Source organism: Peribacillus sp. ACCC06369 (assembly GCF_030348945.1).
GTDB lineage: Bacteria > Bacillota > Bacilli > Bacillales > DSM-1321 > Peribacillus.
Genome location: NZ_JAUCEN010000002.1, coordinates 4,693,619 through 4,707,965, shown reverse-complemented (window position 1 = coordinate 4,707,965; position 14,347 = coordinate 4,693,619). Strand labels below are relative to the sequence as shown.

Annotated in this window: 17 protein-coding genes and 1 pseudogene; 9 read left to right on the top strand and 9 right to left on the bottom strand. The window is 40.9% G+C overall.

Annotated features, from left to right (window positions below; all coding sequences use genetic code 11):
• From QUF78_RS23835 to QUF78_RS23815, 5 genes are all read right to left on the bottom strand, one after another.
• Positions 1-1,200 (bottom strand): MFS transporter, encoded by a 1,200-nt coding sequence (locus QUF78_RS23835; protein ID WP_289326647.1) that lies wholly within the window; start codon positions 1,198-1,200, stop codon positions 1-3.
• A 12-nt stretch (positions 1,201-1,212) separates the two neighbouring features.
• Entirely contained in the window at positions 1,213-1,632 is a 420-nt protein-coding gene (locus QUF78_RS23830; protein ID WP_289327395.1) for a MarR family winged helix-turn-helix transcriptional regulator, read from the bottom strand.
• Between the two features lie 45 nt (positions 1,633-1,677).
• A complete protein-coding gene (locus QUF78_RS23825; protein ID WP_289326646.1) occupies positions 1,678-2,094 on the bottom strand; it encodes a hypothetical protein in 417 nt (138 codons plus the stop codon).
• Positions 2,091-2,300, bottom strand: a complete 210-nt coding sequence (locus QUF78_RS23820; protein WP_289326645.1) for a hypothetical protein — start codon at positions 2,298-2,300, stop codon at positions 2,091-2,093. Before QUF78_RS23820 ends, QUF78_RS23825 begins: the two co-directional genes overlap by 4 nt.
• Before the next feature lie 266 nt (positions 2,301-2,566).
• A complete protein-coding gene (locus tag QUF78_RS23815; protein WP_289326644.1) occupies positions 2,567-3,217 on the bottom strand; it encodes a DUF6944 family repetitive protein in 651 nt (216 codons plus the stop codon).
• A 152-nt stretch (positions 3,218-3,369) separates the two neighbouring features.
• Here QUF78_RS23815 and QUF78_RS23810 point away from each other — a divergent pair, with 152 nt between their 5' ends.
• The 9 genes and pseudogenes from QUF78_RS23810 (at position 3,370) to QUF78_RS23770 (ending at position 12,114) form a co-directional block, all read left to right on the top strand.
• The gene (locus tag QUF78_RS23810) at positions 3,370-3,849 is read left to right on the top strand and encodes a DUF4306 domain-containing protein (RefSeq protein ID WP_289326643.1); all 480 of its coding nucleotides are present in this window, start codon (positions 3,370-3,372) and stop codon (positions 3,847-3,849) included.
• A gap of 300 nt (positions 3,850-4,149) precedes the next feature.
• The gene (locus QUF78_RS23805; protein WP_289326642.1) at positions 4,150-4,797 is read left to right on the top strand and encodes a pentapeptide repeat-containing protein; all 648 of its coding nucleotides are present in this window, start codon (positions 4,150-4,152) and stop codon (positions 4,795-4,797) included.
• 29 nt (positions 4,798-4,826) lie between these two features.
• Positions 4,827-5,126, top strand: a complete 300-nt coding sequence (locus QUF78_RS23800; protein WP_289326641.1) for a hypothetical protein — start codon at positions 4,827-4,829, stop codon at positions 5,124-5,126.
• A gap of 70 nt (positions 5,127-5,196) precedes the next feature.
• A complete protein-coding gene (locus QUF78_RS23795) occupies positions 5,197-5,883 on the top strand; it encodes a VOC family protein (RefSeq protein WP_289326640.1) in 687 nt (228 codons plus the stop codon).
• A 378-nt stretch (positions 5,884-6,261) separates the two neighbouring features.
• Positions 6,262-7,539, top strand: coding sequence for a family 8 glycosyl hydrolase (locus QUF78_RS23790; protein WP_289326639.1), 1,278 nt, complete (start codon positions 6,262-6,264; stop codon positions 7,537-7,539).
• A 45-nt stretch (positions 7,540-7,584) separates the two neighbouring features.
• Positions 7,585-7,980: a VOC family protein gene (locus QUF78_RS23785; protein WP_289326638.1), complete on the top strand. Its 396-nt coding sequence runs from the start codon at positions 7,585-7,587 to the stop codon at positions 7,978-7,980.
• A gap of 240 nt (positions 7,981-8,220) precedes the next feature.
• Positions 8,221-8,559, top strand: a pseudogene (locus QUF78_RS23780) (thioredoxin family protein); the annotation flags it as partial.
• A gap of 196 nt (positions 8,560-8,755) precedes the next feature.
• Entirely contained in the window at positions 8,756-9,262 is a 507-nt protein-coding gene (locus tag QUF78_RS23775; protein WP_289326637.1) for an RrF2 family transcriptional regulator, read from the top strand.
• A gap of 2 nt (positions 9,263-9,264) precedes the next feature.
• Positions 9,265-12,114, top strand: a complete 2,850-nt coding sequence (locus QUF78_RS23770; RefSeq protein ID WP_289327394.1) for a YhgE/Pip domain-containing protein — start codon at positions 9,265-9,267, stop codon at positions 12,112-12,114.
• Positions 12,115-12,160: 46 nt separating this feature from the next.
• Here the strand turns inward: QUF78_RS23770 and QUF78_RS23765 are convergent, their stop codons facing one another.
• From QUF78_RS23765 to QUF78_RS23750, 4 genes are all read right to left on the bottom strand, one after another.
• Positions 12,161-12,532 (bottom strand): ArsR/SmtB family transcription factor, encoded by a 372-nt coding sequence (locus tag QUF78_RS23765; RefSeq protein ID WP_289326636.1) that lies wholly within the window; start codon positions 12,530-12,532, stop codon positions 12,161-12,163.
• The gene (locus QUF78_RS23760; RefSeq protein WP_289326635.1) at positions 12,533-12,961 is read right to left on the bottom strand and encodes an SRPBCC family protein; all 429 of its coding nucleotides are present in this window, start codon (positions 12,959-12,961) and stop codon (positions 12,533-12,535) included. It lies immediately after the preceding gene.
• A 178-nt stretch (positions 12,962-13,139) separates the two neighbouring features.
• On the bottom strand, positions 13,140-13,583 hold the full coding sequence (locus QUF78_RS23755; protein ID WP_289326634.1) for a DUF6376 family protein: 444 nt from the start codon (positions 13,581-13,583) through the stop codon (positions 13,140-13,142).
• 36 nt (positions 13,584-13,619) lie between these two features.
• The gene (locus QUF78_RS23750) at positions 13,620-14,225 is read right to left on the bottom strand and encodes a protein kinase family protein (RefSeq protein WP_289314737.1); all 606 of its coding nucleotides are present in this window, start codon (positions 14,223-14,225) and stop codon (positions 13,620-13,622) included.
• Between the last annotated feature and the right edge of the window lie 122 nt (positions 14,226-14,347).

The window sequence follows — 14,347 nt, the reverse complement described above, 5'->3', positions numbered from 1 at the left end:
TTAAATGGAAGCCAAGTTCGTTCTGGCTGTACGTTCCTTCTTGCCGTGCAAGAAGTAGTAAAGGACAGAGGTTAAGATGACCACAACGCCCAAGATGACATAAAGTGTGCTGTAACCTGTTACCGGAATGATGAATCCCAGAATATAAGGGCCGAAGCCAAGTCCTGCATCAAGCATGATAAAGAAGGTGGACGTTGCCATCCCCATTCGGTGAGGCGGTGTCAGTTTAACGGCAATCGCCTGCGAGCTTGATTGCATATTACCGAACCCAAGGCCAATGAGGAAACCAGCTGCCAGTAAAGTGAAACTATTGGTTGTCATACTTAGAAGCAGCAAGCCGATTCCGAAAATAATGAAAGCCGGATACATAATGAAGTTCGATCCTTTCCGGTCCATCAATGGTCCTGAGAATGGACGTGATAACAATACGGCTACTGCGTAAACTACAAAGAAGAAGCTAGCCGTATTGACCAGATTGATTTCAATGGCATAAAAACTGATGAAAGAAAGGACACTGGAATAACAGAATGCCAATACCAGAGTGATGATTGAGATGGGCAGTGCCTTAGGTTCAATGAAATTGGAAAGCTTGAATCCTTTGCTTTCCGTAACTTTGGCCGTCACTTTCAATGCCGGGACATGTAAGAAGAATGCTGTAATCAGGCTGATCACTCCTAAAGCCAGGCAGAAACTGAAAATGACTTGGAAGCTTGTATGTTGAGCCATATACAGACCGATGAAAGGACCAATTGCCGTCGCAAGTGTTGCACTCATGCTGTAATAGCCGATGCCTTCTCCCTTTCGTGTTGCCGGGATGATCTGGGCAACGATCGTTCCTGTCGCAGTACTCGCCATCCCCATCGCCATACCATGGATCAGGCGGTTAACAAGCAGGAAGCCAATTCCAAGGTCCACAAAATATAGAAGTGTTGTCAAAGTGAAAAAGATCAAACCTATGAATAATGTTTTCTTGCGGCCGATTGAATCAATGAAACGGCCAATGAACAGACGTCCGATTAACGTCCCGATAATAAAAATACCCGATATGAGTCCGGCTTCACTTGTAGAAGCATCCAATTCATTAACAGCATAGATGGCAAGTGTCACCATCAGTAAATAAAAGATTAATGTTATGAAAAAATTGATGGACGAAACGATGACAAAGTCCTTCGTCCACAGTCTGGCTCTGGATTGATCCATGTTATTATCTCCTTATTTTATAATGTTATTTCTTATTTCGCCCATGATGCGTATGGCTGCGAGTTGTTCCTCTTCAGTGATTCCTTTCAAGATAGCCTGTTCGTATTGATCAATTGTCACGCGGACTTCACTGTAGATCTTTTTGCCAAGCTCCGTAAGCCGCATTCTTTTTTCGCGCTTATCTTTGCTTGGCACATGCTCGACATACCCCAGCTCTTCCAAACGGGCAATGGTCCTCGTAATCGTTGGTTTTTCCACACCTTGATAATTGGCAAGCTCTACAAGCGTCGCCGAACCATAATTGATTAAGAAATGTAAAATGGACCATTGCGCCCTGTGTAAATCATGCTTGTTCAGCTGGATATTAAGATTATTTTCAAACGGACGGTACAGCAGCAAAAATTGCTGAAAGAACTTTTGGTAAGTCTCTATCAGAAACACCCCTTATACTTAATATATAGTTACTGTGAGTAATTGTTACCCTGAGTAACTATAATAACAAAGTAATTCCATTCTGTCCACTCGGATTTGTATTGTTAATTTAATAAAATGAAGGGGAGGAGCGATCCTGAAACTCACGAGTAAAAGCCCCAAATTCACGAGTAACAGGCCGAAACTCACGAGTAAAAGGCCGAAACTCACGAGTAAAGAGCCGAAACTCACGAGTAAAAGCCCCGAATTCACGAGTAAAGAGCCGAAACTCACGAGTAAAGAGCCGAAACTCACGAGTAACAGGCCGAAACTCACGAGTAAAGAGCCGAAACTCACGAGTAAAAGCCCCAAATTCACGAGTAACAGGCCGAAACTCACGAGTAAAAGCCCCGAATTCACGAGTAAAAGGCCGAAACTCACGAGTAAAAGCCCCGAATTCACGAGTAAAGAGCCGAAACTCACGAGTAACGCCGAAGCTCACGAGTAAAAGCCCCGAATTCACGAGTAAAGAGCCGAAACTCACGAGTAACGCCGAAACTCACGAGTAAAAGCCCCGAATTCACGAGTAAAGAGCCGAAACTCACGAGTAAAAGCCCCGAATTCACGAGTAAAGAGCCGAAACTCACGAGTAAAAGCCCCGAATTCACGAGTAAAGAGCCGAAACTCACGAGTAACGCCGAAACTCACGAGTAAAAGTCCCGAATTCACGAGTAAAGTGCCGAAATTTACGAAAAGCGATGATAATTTTGAGCTGTATGTATCAAATTTAAACAGGACCATTGGTTTTTGGAGGGGATGAGCTATGAGCCATTCCAGGAGGGGAAGCGGGAAGAGTTGGAAATTGGATGAGAAGTATATGCATTGTTTTTGTACAAGCGGAAACAAGGGTTCTTGATGAAAGTCGAACTTGCAGGCACTTAATTACCAGCCAATTTCATGCGTAATAGTTTGCATAGCTATAATGGCCGTTATGTTCATCCTTACCTTTCTCAGGTTGTTCGGGTTCTGGTCCAATGGATAAGGCATCGATTAATATGAATGCACCGATAACTTGGGTCCAGCTGCCAAGCAAAAGAATTTGCTCTCCCATCCGTCGTTTTTCATTCAAAATGAAAATATTTCCGATCGATTCCAAAAAAGAACCTGCAGCAATGAGGCCATTTCCTTTGATCTCTAGAGAGCGTGAAAATGTCGCCTCCGTCAGTGATGCCCCGAATGCTTCAAAAGCGGCACCTAGGCCTTGGATTCCACTGCCGAGTGCATCGGTTCTGGTGCCCTCTTCTTCTGAACCACTCAACTGGATATCTATTCCAACTGCATTTGCGGTATTACCAGCAGCCTCAAGCCAACCACCGAATATGAAATAGGTTTCGGAACGTTCATTTTCCGAATTCAGCATTTTCGTCCGGCCGATTGCTTGCAGCGAATTTCCAACCGCTTCAATGACATTCCCTTTGAGGACCAGATCTTTGCCGAGATTAGTGCCCGTTAAAGTTTGCCGGGTTTGACCGATTGCACCTACGAGTGTACCGAGGCCCAGTAACCATGCTCCTGAAATAAGGAGGTCATCTCCATGAGTGATCATATCTTAAACGCTCCTTAAAAGTGGTTACATTATATTATTCAGGAAACAGTGTATGTTTACATATTGCTTTGGGGTATAAAGACAGTTTTGTTTCAAGATTGAGTGTGAATTTTACCCATTTATTGGTATGATGACGGCTGGAGGAGATGGCATTGACTTTTAAATATTTTTTGCAAATAATAATCGCTGCACTTTTCTTTATGGTATTTTCATTTTGTGCATGGTTTGAAGGCAGCGAAATTCTGGATGAACCTTGGGAATGGAAGTATTCCGCGCATTTTTCACAAGTAAGTGATGATGAGGTGATGGAGGCACATGATATCTCGAATTTGGATCATTTCGTGTATGCCGCAAAATTCAAGCCGTTATTTCCATTTCTAATGGCCCTTACCGCTTCATATATAATCATATTTACGGGTTATACCTTATTCAAAAGAAGCATTAAAAAGATAGCACTATTTTTGGCTGGATTGGGGGTCCTTTTTCTGATTTCAAGTGGTTTCATATCCGCTTCCCCGACTGTTGGAGGAAATATCTTTCAAACTTTTTTCCTGATAGGTGGAATGATAGCGATAATGGGCGCAGCTATATATTATTTCCGGATGCCAACAGGATTCAATACTGAAATTTAAAGTCACAAGGCTGCCGATGAGGCAGCTTTTTAATTTGCAGTGGCAAAGGTGACACAAAAGTACCAAAAATAATAGTCATTTTCGTAAAATTCTTAGATTGAACTTCACCGAAATATAGTTTATATTTAAGCCGAAATTGAGTAGACCAGTTGCTATATTACCAGAGGTGAACCCTTATCGGTTCAATGCACCGCACCTTTCAAATAAAGGGATACGCTGTTAAAAGCAAAACGTACTGTTTCCTGTAAAGAAGTGTGATGCAGTAGTTGGGAAAAAGAAATAAAGCGAAAAGGTGATAATATGTCAGGCAAAATCAAAATTGAACAGCCAAAGATCCCCCAAGACTTAACTCAAGCGAACTTTCAGGAAATATATTATCAGGATGAGCCTTATCTTGAGTCCTGTATCATAACTAACTGCACGATCGATAGAGAAAAAATGGACAAAATCGTATTATCACAGGTTGTTTTTAAAAATGTGATATTCAGCGATGTATCTTTCAGGAATATCGAGCTGACGGATGTCATTTTTGACCATTGCGATTTGACGAATGCCGATTTCATGGGTGGCTCGATTCATCGGGTGGAATTCAAGGAGTCCAAACTTTTAGGCATTAACCTGTCTGACGCAAGTTTAGGCAATGTCTCTTTTGAGAATTGCAACTTGAATTTAAGTGCATTCGGTTATTCCGGTTTGAAGCAAGTGAAGTTCGATCATTGCTCAATGGAAAGTGCTGATTATTATGAGTGTAAATTCATTAAAGTGAAGATCGAAACATGTAGATTAAATGAAGCGAACTTTTCCCGGACACCGCTCAAAGGAATCGATATTAGCAGTTCTACATTTCAAAGGCTTACCGTATCCCTGGAGGATTTAAATGGATGCGAAGTTTCCCCGGACCAAGCGATAGGCTTTGCAGCCATGCTTGGAATGAAAATTAAAGAATGATCCTTTTTAAGATGAAAAGATGAAAATACATGACCAAATGGAGTAGGAGAAATGATTCAAAACAAAGTGGTTTAATTAATGGTTCTCCAACAGGGCCGAACATTTCAGCTACGGTAGAAGAAATTGCCGACATGGTCATTTTTGCTTCAACAACAGGGGCGATCATGTTAAATGGAACCATCGTAAACTGCGCTGGCGGAGATATTTTTTCAATAAGGCCGCCTTTACTATATGTATACGGGGGACCACCGATTTGGTGGTCCTTTTTGAGTTGGCTGGCCGAAAAATTAAGGGATATTCCATTGGCTATTTGTGGTAAAAATAGGTAAAGTGAATATGAATATATATATTTTAATATGTAAATGAAGAGTACGGGTTTGGGAGAAGGGGGATTAAACTTTGATTATCAATAAGGTCACTTTGTATAGTCATGCATTGAATGATATGCGGAATTTTTATGTTAATGAGTTAGGATTTGAGTTACTATCGCATACTGATGATGGTTTTGAAATTAAGGCAGGGGACAGTGTGCTTGAAATTAAAAAATATCATCTCCAGGAAAAGCCTTTTTATCATTTTGCCATGAATATACCGACCAATTTATTCACTTCGGCCAAAGCATGGGCGAAATCAAAAGTGGAATTGACTAGAGAAGATGATGTGGACGAAGTTTATTTCAGCTATTCAAATGCACATGCCTTTTATTTTTCAGACCCTTCAGGCAACATTGTCGAGTTCATTTCCAGATATTCCGTATCACCCAAATCTGAGGCGGAGTCTTTCTCAGCTCAAAACGTTCTGTGTATTAGTGAAATAAACATTACGACGAATGAAGTAAGGAGCTTGGGAAATCAGTTGGTCAGTTTTGGTGTACCCGTAAGGAAGGCTGAAACGTTAAGTGAAGATGGATTGAATTTCATGGGGGAACATGAAGCAGGTTCGTTTTTACTTTTAGGTCCAAGTAAACGGCGGTGGATCTTTTCGGATAGAGAGTCGGAAATCTTTCCGCTTTCGATAGTCGTTAATCAGCAATTAGAAATTTCATTGGATGGCGAAGGCCTTATGGAGTTGAAAAAAGTGGAATGACCAAGGGGTAAGATTGATATGTCCGGAATTTGGAATGATGAAAGAGGTGAGTTAATTGAGGAATTTCATTTTTTTGACAATGGTTATTTTAAGTTTAATTATCCTATTCGGATTAAGATATTCATTTAATCTCATTACTGATTCAAATTTTATGAGTATAAACTTATTACTCCTGATATCAGTATTAATAATTAGGAGTAAATTAAATATCACTTTCTTTAAATAAGGCTATGAATCTTAATGTTTTGTAAAAGGGTAAAGTAGGCCCTTTTTCTTTTGTCTTCCGGAAAGGAAGAAAAGTCATGTTAATAGATTGAAATGCTCATAGCCAAACATAAAAAAGAAGTGAATACTGCACCATAACCCAAGGAGCGAGCCATGAAAAAAAGAAGTTTATTGATAGCGGTGGGATCGATCGTTTTCGTGATCATTGCCTCGCTAGCATTGGTATCTCAAAACACAAAGAAAGAGAGTGCCGGTAAAAGGGCATTTCCTCAGCATACAGTCTATCAAGCGGGTACGATAAAACCTGACAATCTATCTCAGAAGGCGATGGATGATGCCGTAGCGAATTATTATAAAACCTGGAAAAATGAATATTTGAAGCAGCCTGCTGATAAAAATGATGAATATTATATCTTTTACAATGATAAAGGATATGCAGAACCCAAGAACGCAGTGACCGTTTCTGAAGCGCACGGTTATGGGATGATGGTTACGGCAATAATGGCAGGCAGCAAGGACAAACAGTACTTCGATGGTCTTTATCGTTTTTATAAAGCGCATCGAAGTGACAATGACCCTTCATTAATGGCGTGGCAGCAAGTTAAGGATAAATCGGGCAAAATCATAAATACTCCAGGGGATGCCGATTCAGCAACTGATGGCGATATGGATATCGCCTATTCGTTATTATTGGCTGATCGCCAGTGGGGGAGTGAAGGGGACATCGACTATCTCGCCAGAGCAAAGGACATCATGGATGCGATCATGTCGAATGAGATAAATCGGTCGCAGTCCCTGATTAAACTAGGTGACTGGGCGGAGGATGAAGATGAAGTATACGGACAATCGACTCGTTCATCGGACTTTCTTCTGAATCATTTGAAGTCATTTGAGGAGGCAACTGGGAATCATGAATGGAAAGGTGTTACGGATAAGGCCTATGCGATCATTCATTCCATTTATAAGGAGAAAAGCGGCAATACTGGTCTCATGCCGGACTTCATTGTACAATCCAAGGGAGAGTATCAGCCAGCACAAGCTGACTTTTTAGAAGGGGAGAATGACGGCAATTATAGCTGGAACAGCAGCAGGACCCCTTGGCGGTATACGCTCGATTACTTACTGACTGGTGATGAAAGGGCGCTGCCGCAATTAAAGCGGATGAATGATTGGATTAAAGAGGAAACGGATGGAAACCCTGAAAATATCCAATCGGGCTATACGCTAAGCGGAAAAGCCTTGGAAGAAGGGAATAGTACAAGCTTCGTTGCTCCATTCATGGCAAGTGCCATGGTTGATTCCTCCAATCAGCAATGGATTAATCAGTTATGGAATCGGACGATACAGGAACAAGATGATGATGATTATTTTGCCAATACGATAAAATTACAGACAATGATCGTGGTTTCAGGTAACTGGTGGGCGCCATGATTCAATGCAAGAAATTAATTAAAGATGAAAAGGGGTTTGATGAGAATGATGAAGGTCACACCTTTCTTGATGTTCGAAGGAAATGCGGAAGAAGCAATGAATTACTACACATCTTTAATTGAAGGATCGAAAATAACCAGCATGAAACGGTATGGTGCAAATGAATCAGGTACAGAGGGGAGTGTCATGCAGGCTACCTTTACCTTGAAGGATCAGGAATTTATGTGCATCGATAGCAATGTTAAGCATCAATTTACGTTTACACCTTCGTTTTCAATATTCCTTACATGTGATAGTGAAGAGGAAATTGACAGGCTTTATGCGAGCTTAACTGATGGCGGACAAGTGATGATGCCATTGGGTGATTATTTCTTTAGTAAGAAGTTCGGATGGGTATCCGATAAGTTCGGTGTTTCCTGGCAACTAACTCTCCCAATATGAATGAAGTGAAAAGACCACTGGAAAGTGGCTTTTTTCATGAATAAACACTGATTTGTGGATTGCTAGATTAAAAGTAATATCACATACCTGTCGACGGAAAAAGGAGAATTTTTCATAAACAATCAACATAAACCGGGCAATAGTGGGATAGATCGAGGTTAAACCGTTTGAACTGGGAAGGAATAAATTATATAGTAATTCTTGAGTACATATATTCATTGATTAAAGTATGATGATGATAAGAAAAGCTCGGAGGAGACAATCATGAAAAATATTAATACAGAACAAGAATACCGTGAACACATCAAACAAGAGGGACTGACGGTCGGGATTTTTACGACTACGTGGTGTCCAGACTGCAAACGTTTAGACATGTTCATTGATGAGATCACTCAAGAACATCAAGACAAACAGTGGTTTACAATCGATCGTGACGAGTTCCCAGAGATTTCTGAAGAGCAAACCGTAATGGGAATTCCATCTTTATTAGTATTTAAAAATGGAGAAAAGGTTGCACACCTGCACAGTGCAAATGCTAAAACTCCAGAGGCAGTCAATGAATTTTTAAATGACCTATAATAGATCCTTCCAAAGGTGAACCCCGCATGATGTTGTCATGTGGGGTTCACCTTGTTTTGAGGACCCAAAACGCTTTTTTAGAAATTTTTTCTAGAAATAACTTGATTTCTAAGTTGAAACAGGGTTTAATTATAGATACCGAATATCCATTATGGATATCAAACATCCACATACATACTTGAAGAGGTGAACTGATTTGCAATTAACAAAAGGTGTCGAGCAAGCTATATGCATCATTGTTATACTCTCTACCCAGGATAAAAATGTACCGCTTTCGTCTAATGAGATCAGCAGGCGGTTAGAGGTGTCTCCTTCTTATTTGAAGAAAATCATTAGGAAATTGGTCGTTAAGCAGATAATCACTTCCGTTCCTGGTAATAATGGCGGCCTTTCTCTTGCCAAAAGTGTAGATAAGATTAAAAACCTTGAAATTATTGAAGCGATGGAAGGCCCCATTTCGATGTTTCCAGATACAGGACTTATAGAAAAAGCGTTTAAAGATGGAGAGTATGCAGAAAAGGGCATGGACGTTCTTCGTCGGATGTTTTCTCAGGCGGATGAACTTTTAATGGATTTCTTTTCCAGTCAAACAGTAGCAGATTTGCTTAAAGAAAGCTTTGGCACCACGGATATACCGACTGTTAATTGGAATTCGGGGTCATTGGGTGAATTAATTCGTGAAAAGAAAGGTGAAAAAGAGTGAACATGCTTAAACAAGAATGGAAGCTTTTACTTACAAATCGAAAACTGATCGGGGTCGCAATCGTATTACTGTTCGTGCCGATTATTTATGGGGGGTTATTCCTAAGTTCTGCTTGGAATCCATACGGAAATACCGGTAAATTGCCTGTTGCAGTCGTGAATAATGATGTGAAGGCGGAGTATGAGGGTAAAACCTTATCTGTCGGTGATGAGCTAATCGAGCAATTAAGGGACAACGATGATTTAGAATGGCATTTCGTAACGGAAAAAGCGGCGAAAAAAGGATTCGATGATGGTACATATTATATGGTCGTCACCATTCCTGAGGACTTTTCGAAAAATGCTTCAACCGTCATGGATGATAAGCCACAAAAAATGAATTTAACGTATGATGTGAATCCTGGACGCAGTTTCGTTTCTGAAACGGTCGGAAAACAGGCAACGAATAATTTGAAGACTGAAATTGCAGAAAGTGTCACAAAGGAATATGCAGAAGCGATCTTCTCACAACTGGATGAAATCGGAGATGGATTCGGTGATGCAGCAGACGGGGCATCAAAACTGGATGACGGTGCTGAAAAACTGCATGATGGAAACAAAGAAGTGACAGACAATCTGAATAAATTGGCTTCTAGTACATTAACTTTTAAAGATGGCGCGAATAAACTTCAAATTGGCGTTGGCGAGTTTTTGGAAGGAGCCAATAAACTTGAACGTGGGGCGTCGGAATTAAGCAAGGGAATTTCACAATACACGTCTGGTGTCGGTCAGTTGCAAACGGGTGCTAACGAACTCGCATCTGGTACAGGGGAGTTGACTAATAATAGTGGAGCGCTTATACAAGGTTCTTCCCAACTTTCCACAGGGCTTGCAAAAATGGTTCCAGGAGCCCAAACATTAAATAATGGATTGGCACAAGCGCAAACAGGCAGTGCGAATTTAAATGATGGCTTGAATCAGTTATCACAAAATGCAAGCCAGCTGACTGACGAATCTACGGGAATCCCAAAAATGGCAGTAGGTCAGCAGAGCTTAAATGAGGGAATCACTAAACTTTCAGAAGGAAGCCAGGCATTAAATGACGGCCTGAAAAAGATGGATGGCCAATTGCCCGCGGAAGAACAGCTGAGTCAGCTTAAGCAAGGCCTGACAAGCATTCAAAGCGGTGTAAATCAATTGCAAGAAGCGGTTCCTGCAGGAAGCGGTGCGTCCGGTACCGTATCGGGCATTACAGCAAATCTCGAGAATAGCCAAGCAGCTTTAACAGAACTTCAATCAACGATTGCGAATAATGGACAAAGCACAATCAATACTGTACAAAACACTGAAGCATACAAAAGTATGACCAGTGAACAACAATCCGAATTAATCGGAGCCATTCAAAATGAACTTCAAATGCAAGCGGAAGCACAAAAACAAATTGCATCGACTCTTGCTTCAAGTGTATCCGACTTATCAACACAATTAACGAATAAAGTAATGCCAGTATTGAATGGATTAGGCCAGCTTCCAGAACAAGTGGCCAATTTAAATAATGCGGTGAATAAAGTCAATCCAAACGCGGCATCAGCGTTAAATGGATATACCGCGATAAGGAACGCACTGGAAGAACAATTGATTCCTGGTGCAACCCAATTAAATAGCGGCTTGAATGAAGCAGTTAAAGGCAGCAATCAATTAACGGCGGCAACCGAAAGCTTAAATGAACGAGCACCGGAACTAGTGAATGGGATCAATCAGTTAGCACAAGGCGGTTCCTCGTTAAATAATGGCTTGTCAAAACTAACTGAGGGATCTGGTCAGTTGGTTGATGGAGTTTCACAACTTCAAGCAGGGTCATCCTCCTTTGGAAATGGTCTGGAGAAGTATGCATTTGGTGTTAGCAAAGTTGGCGAGGGGGCGAACAAACTTGCTAATGGAGCCAATCAACTGAATGCCAACTCAGCATCCTTGAACGATGGCTCATCAGCACTTGTTAAAGGCACTGAACAATTGGCAAGCAATCTGCCTACTTTAAGCAATGGGGTGATCCAACTTGCTGAAGGCGCAGGTAAGATCAATGAAGGTTCATCGGCACTAGCTGAAGGTTCACATAAATTGGGTGATGGAATCTCCTCACTAAAAGATGGAACGGTCGAACTTTCGGAAAAACTAAGTGATGGTGCAGAAGAAATAAGGGGAAATAAAACAACCGATGATAATTACAGCATGATTGCTGAGCCGACACAGGTTAAAGAACAAAAAAGCAGTGAGGTGCCTAATTATGGTCATGCTCTGGCTCCTTACGTATTGTCTCTAGGGTTATTTGTAGGAGCGATTGCCTTCAATATGGGATACCCGACAGGCAAGCCATCTACAAGACCTACATCAGGAGCGGCATGGTGGTTCAGTAAATTTACGGTCCTATTTATACAAGCCACGATTTCAGCATTAGTATTGGATGCAATCATGATTTGGGGAATGGATTTACAGGTCGAGAACATGGGGCAATTCATAGGGGTTTCCATATTGACTTCCCTTACTTTCATGTTCATCGTTACTTTCTTAACTGTAGGATTTGGAAATCCAGGTCGTTTATTAGCGATGATATTCCTTGTATTACAGCTAGGAGCAAGCGGAGGAATGTTCCCTGTGGAACTGACCAATAACTTCTTCAGTCATGTTCACCCGTTCATACCAATGACATACTCAGTCATGGGCTTCCGTCAGGCGATGAGTACGAGCCTTGGAGCGGATGCATTGACAACGAGTATCATGTTCCTTACTGGATGCATAATTGTATTTAATTTACTGTTGTTGCTAACGATGGTCATCAGGAAGCGCAAAGAACACAATATTGAAATGGATGCATAAATTAATGAAGAAAACCCCCCGGTGCAATGCGCCGGGGGGTTCTTCATTATGATTGTTCATCCGTGTCCTTTTCTTTTTCGGCGGCTTTAAATCCATTTTCCCTTGGATTTTCAATCACATGTTTAAGGATGGATAGTTTGTTATCCCAAAATTGATCGTAAAAAGAAAGCCACTGTTTCAATTCCGCTAAAGGTTCTGGATGAAGCCGAAAGCGTTTCTCTCTTCCTACCTTCCGGCCACTGACCAATTCAGCTTCAGAAAGGATATGAAGATGCTTGGCAATCGCTGTACGGCTCATGGAAAAGTGAGAAGTGATTTCTGAAATGGGTAAATCACCTTCAGCAAGCAATTGCAGGACCTTTCTGCGGGTTGGGTCCGCGATAGCCTGAAATACATCATGCTTTTCTGCTGCAGACACTTAGCCCTCAACAGCCTTTTTAAGATTTTGATTAACGATCTGTTCCCAGCCATGATCCATTCTATCGCGAATGACTGAGCTTTTTTCGTTCGGTTTCGGAAGAATCGTGTCAGGCTCTTTCCAACCACCATGAATAAGGGTAAACTCCGTTTTGCCATCCAGTTCTTTTAAAGTGAACGATATGATCCAACCGTCCGTATCCCAAGCGAATGAAAGCCGATGAGGAGCATCTAACTCTAATACCTTACAAGGAGAAGGACCAAAAGGTGATTGGACATGGAACTCATGTCCAACTTTCGGTTGAAAATCATTTGGCATGAACCATGAAGCTATACCCTCGGCAGTCGAAACTGTATCCCAAACTTTTTGGATGGGTGCTTCAAGAATAATCGTCTTTTTGATATCTTGTAATGTATGTTGATTTTCCATACTGATTCTCCTATTTAATTAAAAATATAAAACCAATTGGTTTCGCTTTATCGATTATATAAAACCTTTTGGTTTCATGTCAATAATTTGTTCCGAACATTCCTTTTTTATTCATGATTCCTTGAAATTAAAAGGGACATCGGTACGAGGAGTTCTTCATTTTAATGGAGCAGGCTGCTTAATTACCCAACTCTTCAATTTGCTTTGCCAATCCTGTTATATTATCGATTGATTTCATTATCTCTGAATCTTCCAATGCCTTAGGGTCAATTTGGCCATTTTCAATATTATTCAAGTATAATTCAATTCCATCTGAAAGCTGTTGATTTGAGCTGACGATCTTCTCATGGATGCCTTCAGCGATTTGGGGTGGTTCAGTTGAATTGAATTCTTCAATCTCCGTTTTCATTAATTCCAGTTCTTTTTCAAGATTTGCTCTTGCTTCGGTATTCGCGACGGCGTCTTGTGACAATGCGGGCACCTCATTGGAAAATTCCTTAACGGTACTTATATACTCCGTGGCATTATCTGCATACTCCAATGATGAATTGACTTCTCCCAAAAGCGAGCATCCGCTTAATGTAAGGATGGACAGTAAAGCAATGGTCATGATTTTTTTCATATGTGCCTCCAATGTGATTTTTTTATAGTGATATGATCAGATGGGCAAGAATCTCTTTTTATAAATCGCTGCAATGGAATTCAGTATGAAGCCTGGGATTTTCTTCGGAAAAAATGACTTCGAATAGAAAAGGTGAAAAGCACTTTTCAGGTCGTGCCACTGATTGCAGGATTTCACTTGCTTAAACCTCGCAACGTCAATGATCTTCACCTTCTTTTCGGAAGTGATGAAGATGTTTCGTAAATGAATATCAGAAGGGTTCAATCCCTCTTTCCTTGCTAATTGTAAGGCATGGTCAATCTCCTTGATATTTTCTTCCGTTATTGGGATTCCCAATGTTAAACATTCAAAAAGGGTGTTGCCTTCGATGTGATCTATTACCAGATAATTTACCCCCGCATCATATAGGGTTGGATAGTAATCGATCGATTGAACGGTTTTGTATATTTCAGCTTCTACTTTAGCTGTGTGAGTATGGTCCGGGAAAAATACTTTTAGTGCTTTATTGGTGGAATGTATTCGGAATACATAAGCGCTGCGGCCTTTTCCGATAAGTGATAAAGATGGGTCGGCATCAAGCAATATATGCTTTTTATCATCGGAAATCTTAACGCTTTGAGCTAATTCATTATAGTTCTGCATACTTTTCACCTCTATTGTGCAATTTTTTCGATTAAAAAAGACGGTATAACCGATTTTTGGTTATACCGTCTTTTAAAAATTAAAAAGACCTCACCAAATAATCGGCAAGGTCTTGCAAACAA

What these genes read in the sequence shown, in the direction of transcription:
- QUF78_RS23835 (WP_289326647.1), bottom strand. Translation starts at nt 1,200, where the DNA reads ATGGATCAATCCAGAGCCAGACTGTGGACGAAGGACTTTGTCATCGTT.
- QUF78_RS23815 (WP_289326644.1), bottom strand. Translation starts at nt 3,217, where the DNA reads ATGATCACTCATGGAGATGACCTCCTTATTTCAGGAGCATGGTTACTG.
- QUF78_RS23805 (WP_289326642.1), top strand. Translation starts at nt 4,150, where the DNA reads ATGTCAGGCAAAATCAAAATTGAACAGCCAAAGATCCCCCAAGACTTA.
- QUF78_RS23800 (WP_289326641.1), top strand. Translation starts at nt 4,827, where the DNA reads ATGACCAAATGGAGTAGGAGAAATGATTCAAAACAAAGTGGTTTAATT.
- QUF78_RS23790 (WP_289326639.1), top strand. Translation starts at nt 6,262, where the DNA reads ATGAAAAAAAGAAGTTTATTGATAGCGGTGGGATCGATCGTTTTCGTG.
- QUF78_RS23785 (WP_289326638.1), top strand. Translation starts at nt 7,585, where the DNA reads ATGATGAAGGTCACACCTTTCTTGATGTTCGAAGGAAATGCGGAAGAA.
- QUF78_RS23770 (WP_289327394.1), top strand. Translation starts at nt 9,265, where the DNA reads ATGCTTAAACAAGAATGGAAGCTTTTACTTACAAATCGAAAACTGATC.
- QUF78_RS23760 (WP_289326635.1), bottom strand. Translation starts at nt 12,961, where the DNA reads ATGGAAAATCAACATACATTACAAGATATCAAAAAGACGATTATTCTT.
- QUF78_RS23755 (WP_289326634.1), bottom strand. Translation starts at nt 13,583, where the DNA reads ATGAAAAAAATCATGACCATTGCTTTACTGTCCATCCTTACATTAAGC.
- QUF78_RS23750 (WP_289314737.1), bottom strand. Translation starts at nt 14,225, where the DNA reads ATGCAGAACTATAATGAATTAGCTCAAAGCGTTAAGATTTCCGATGAT.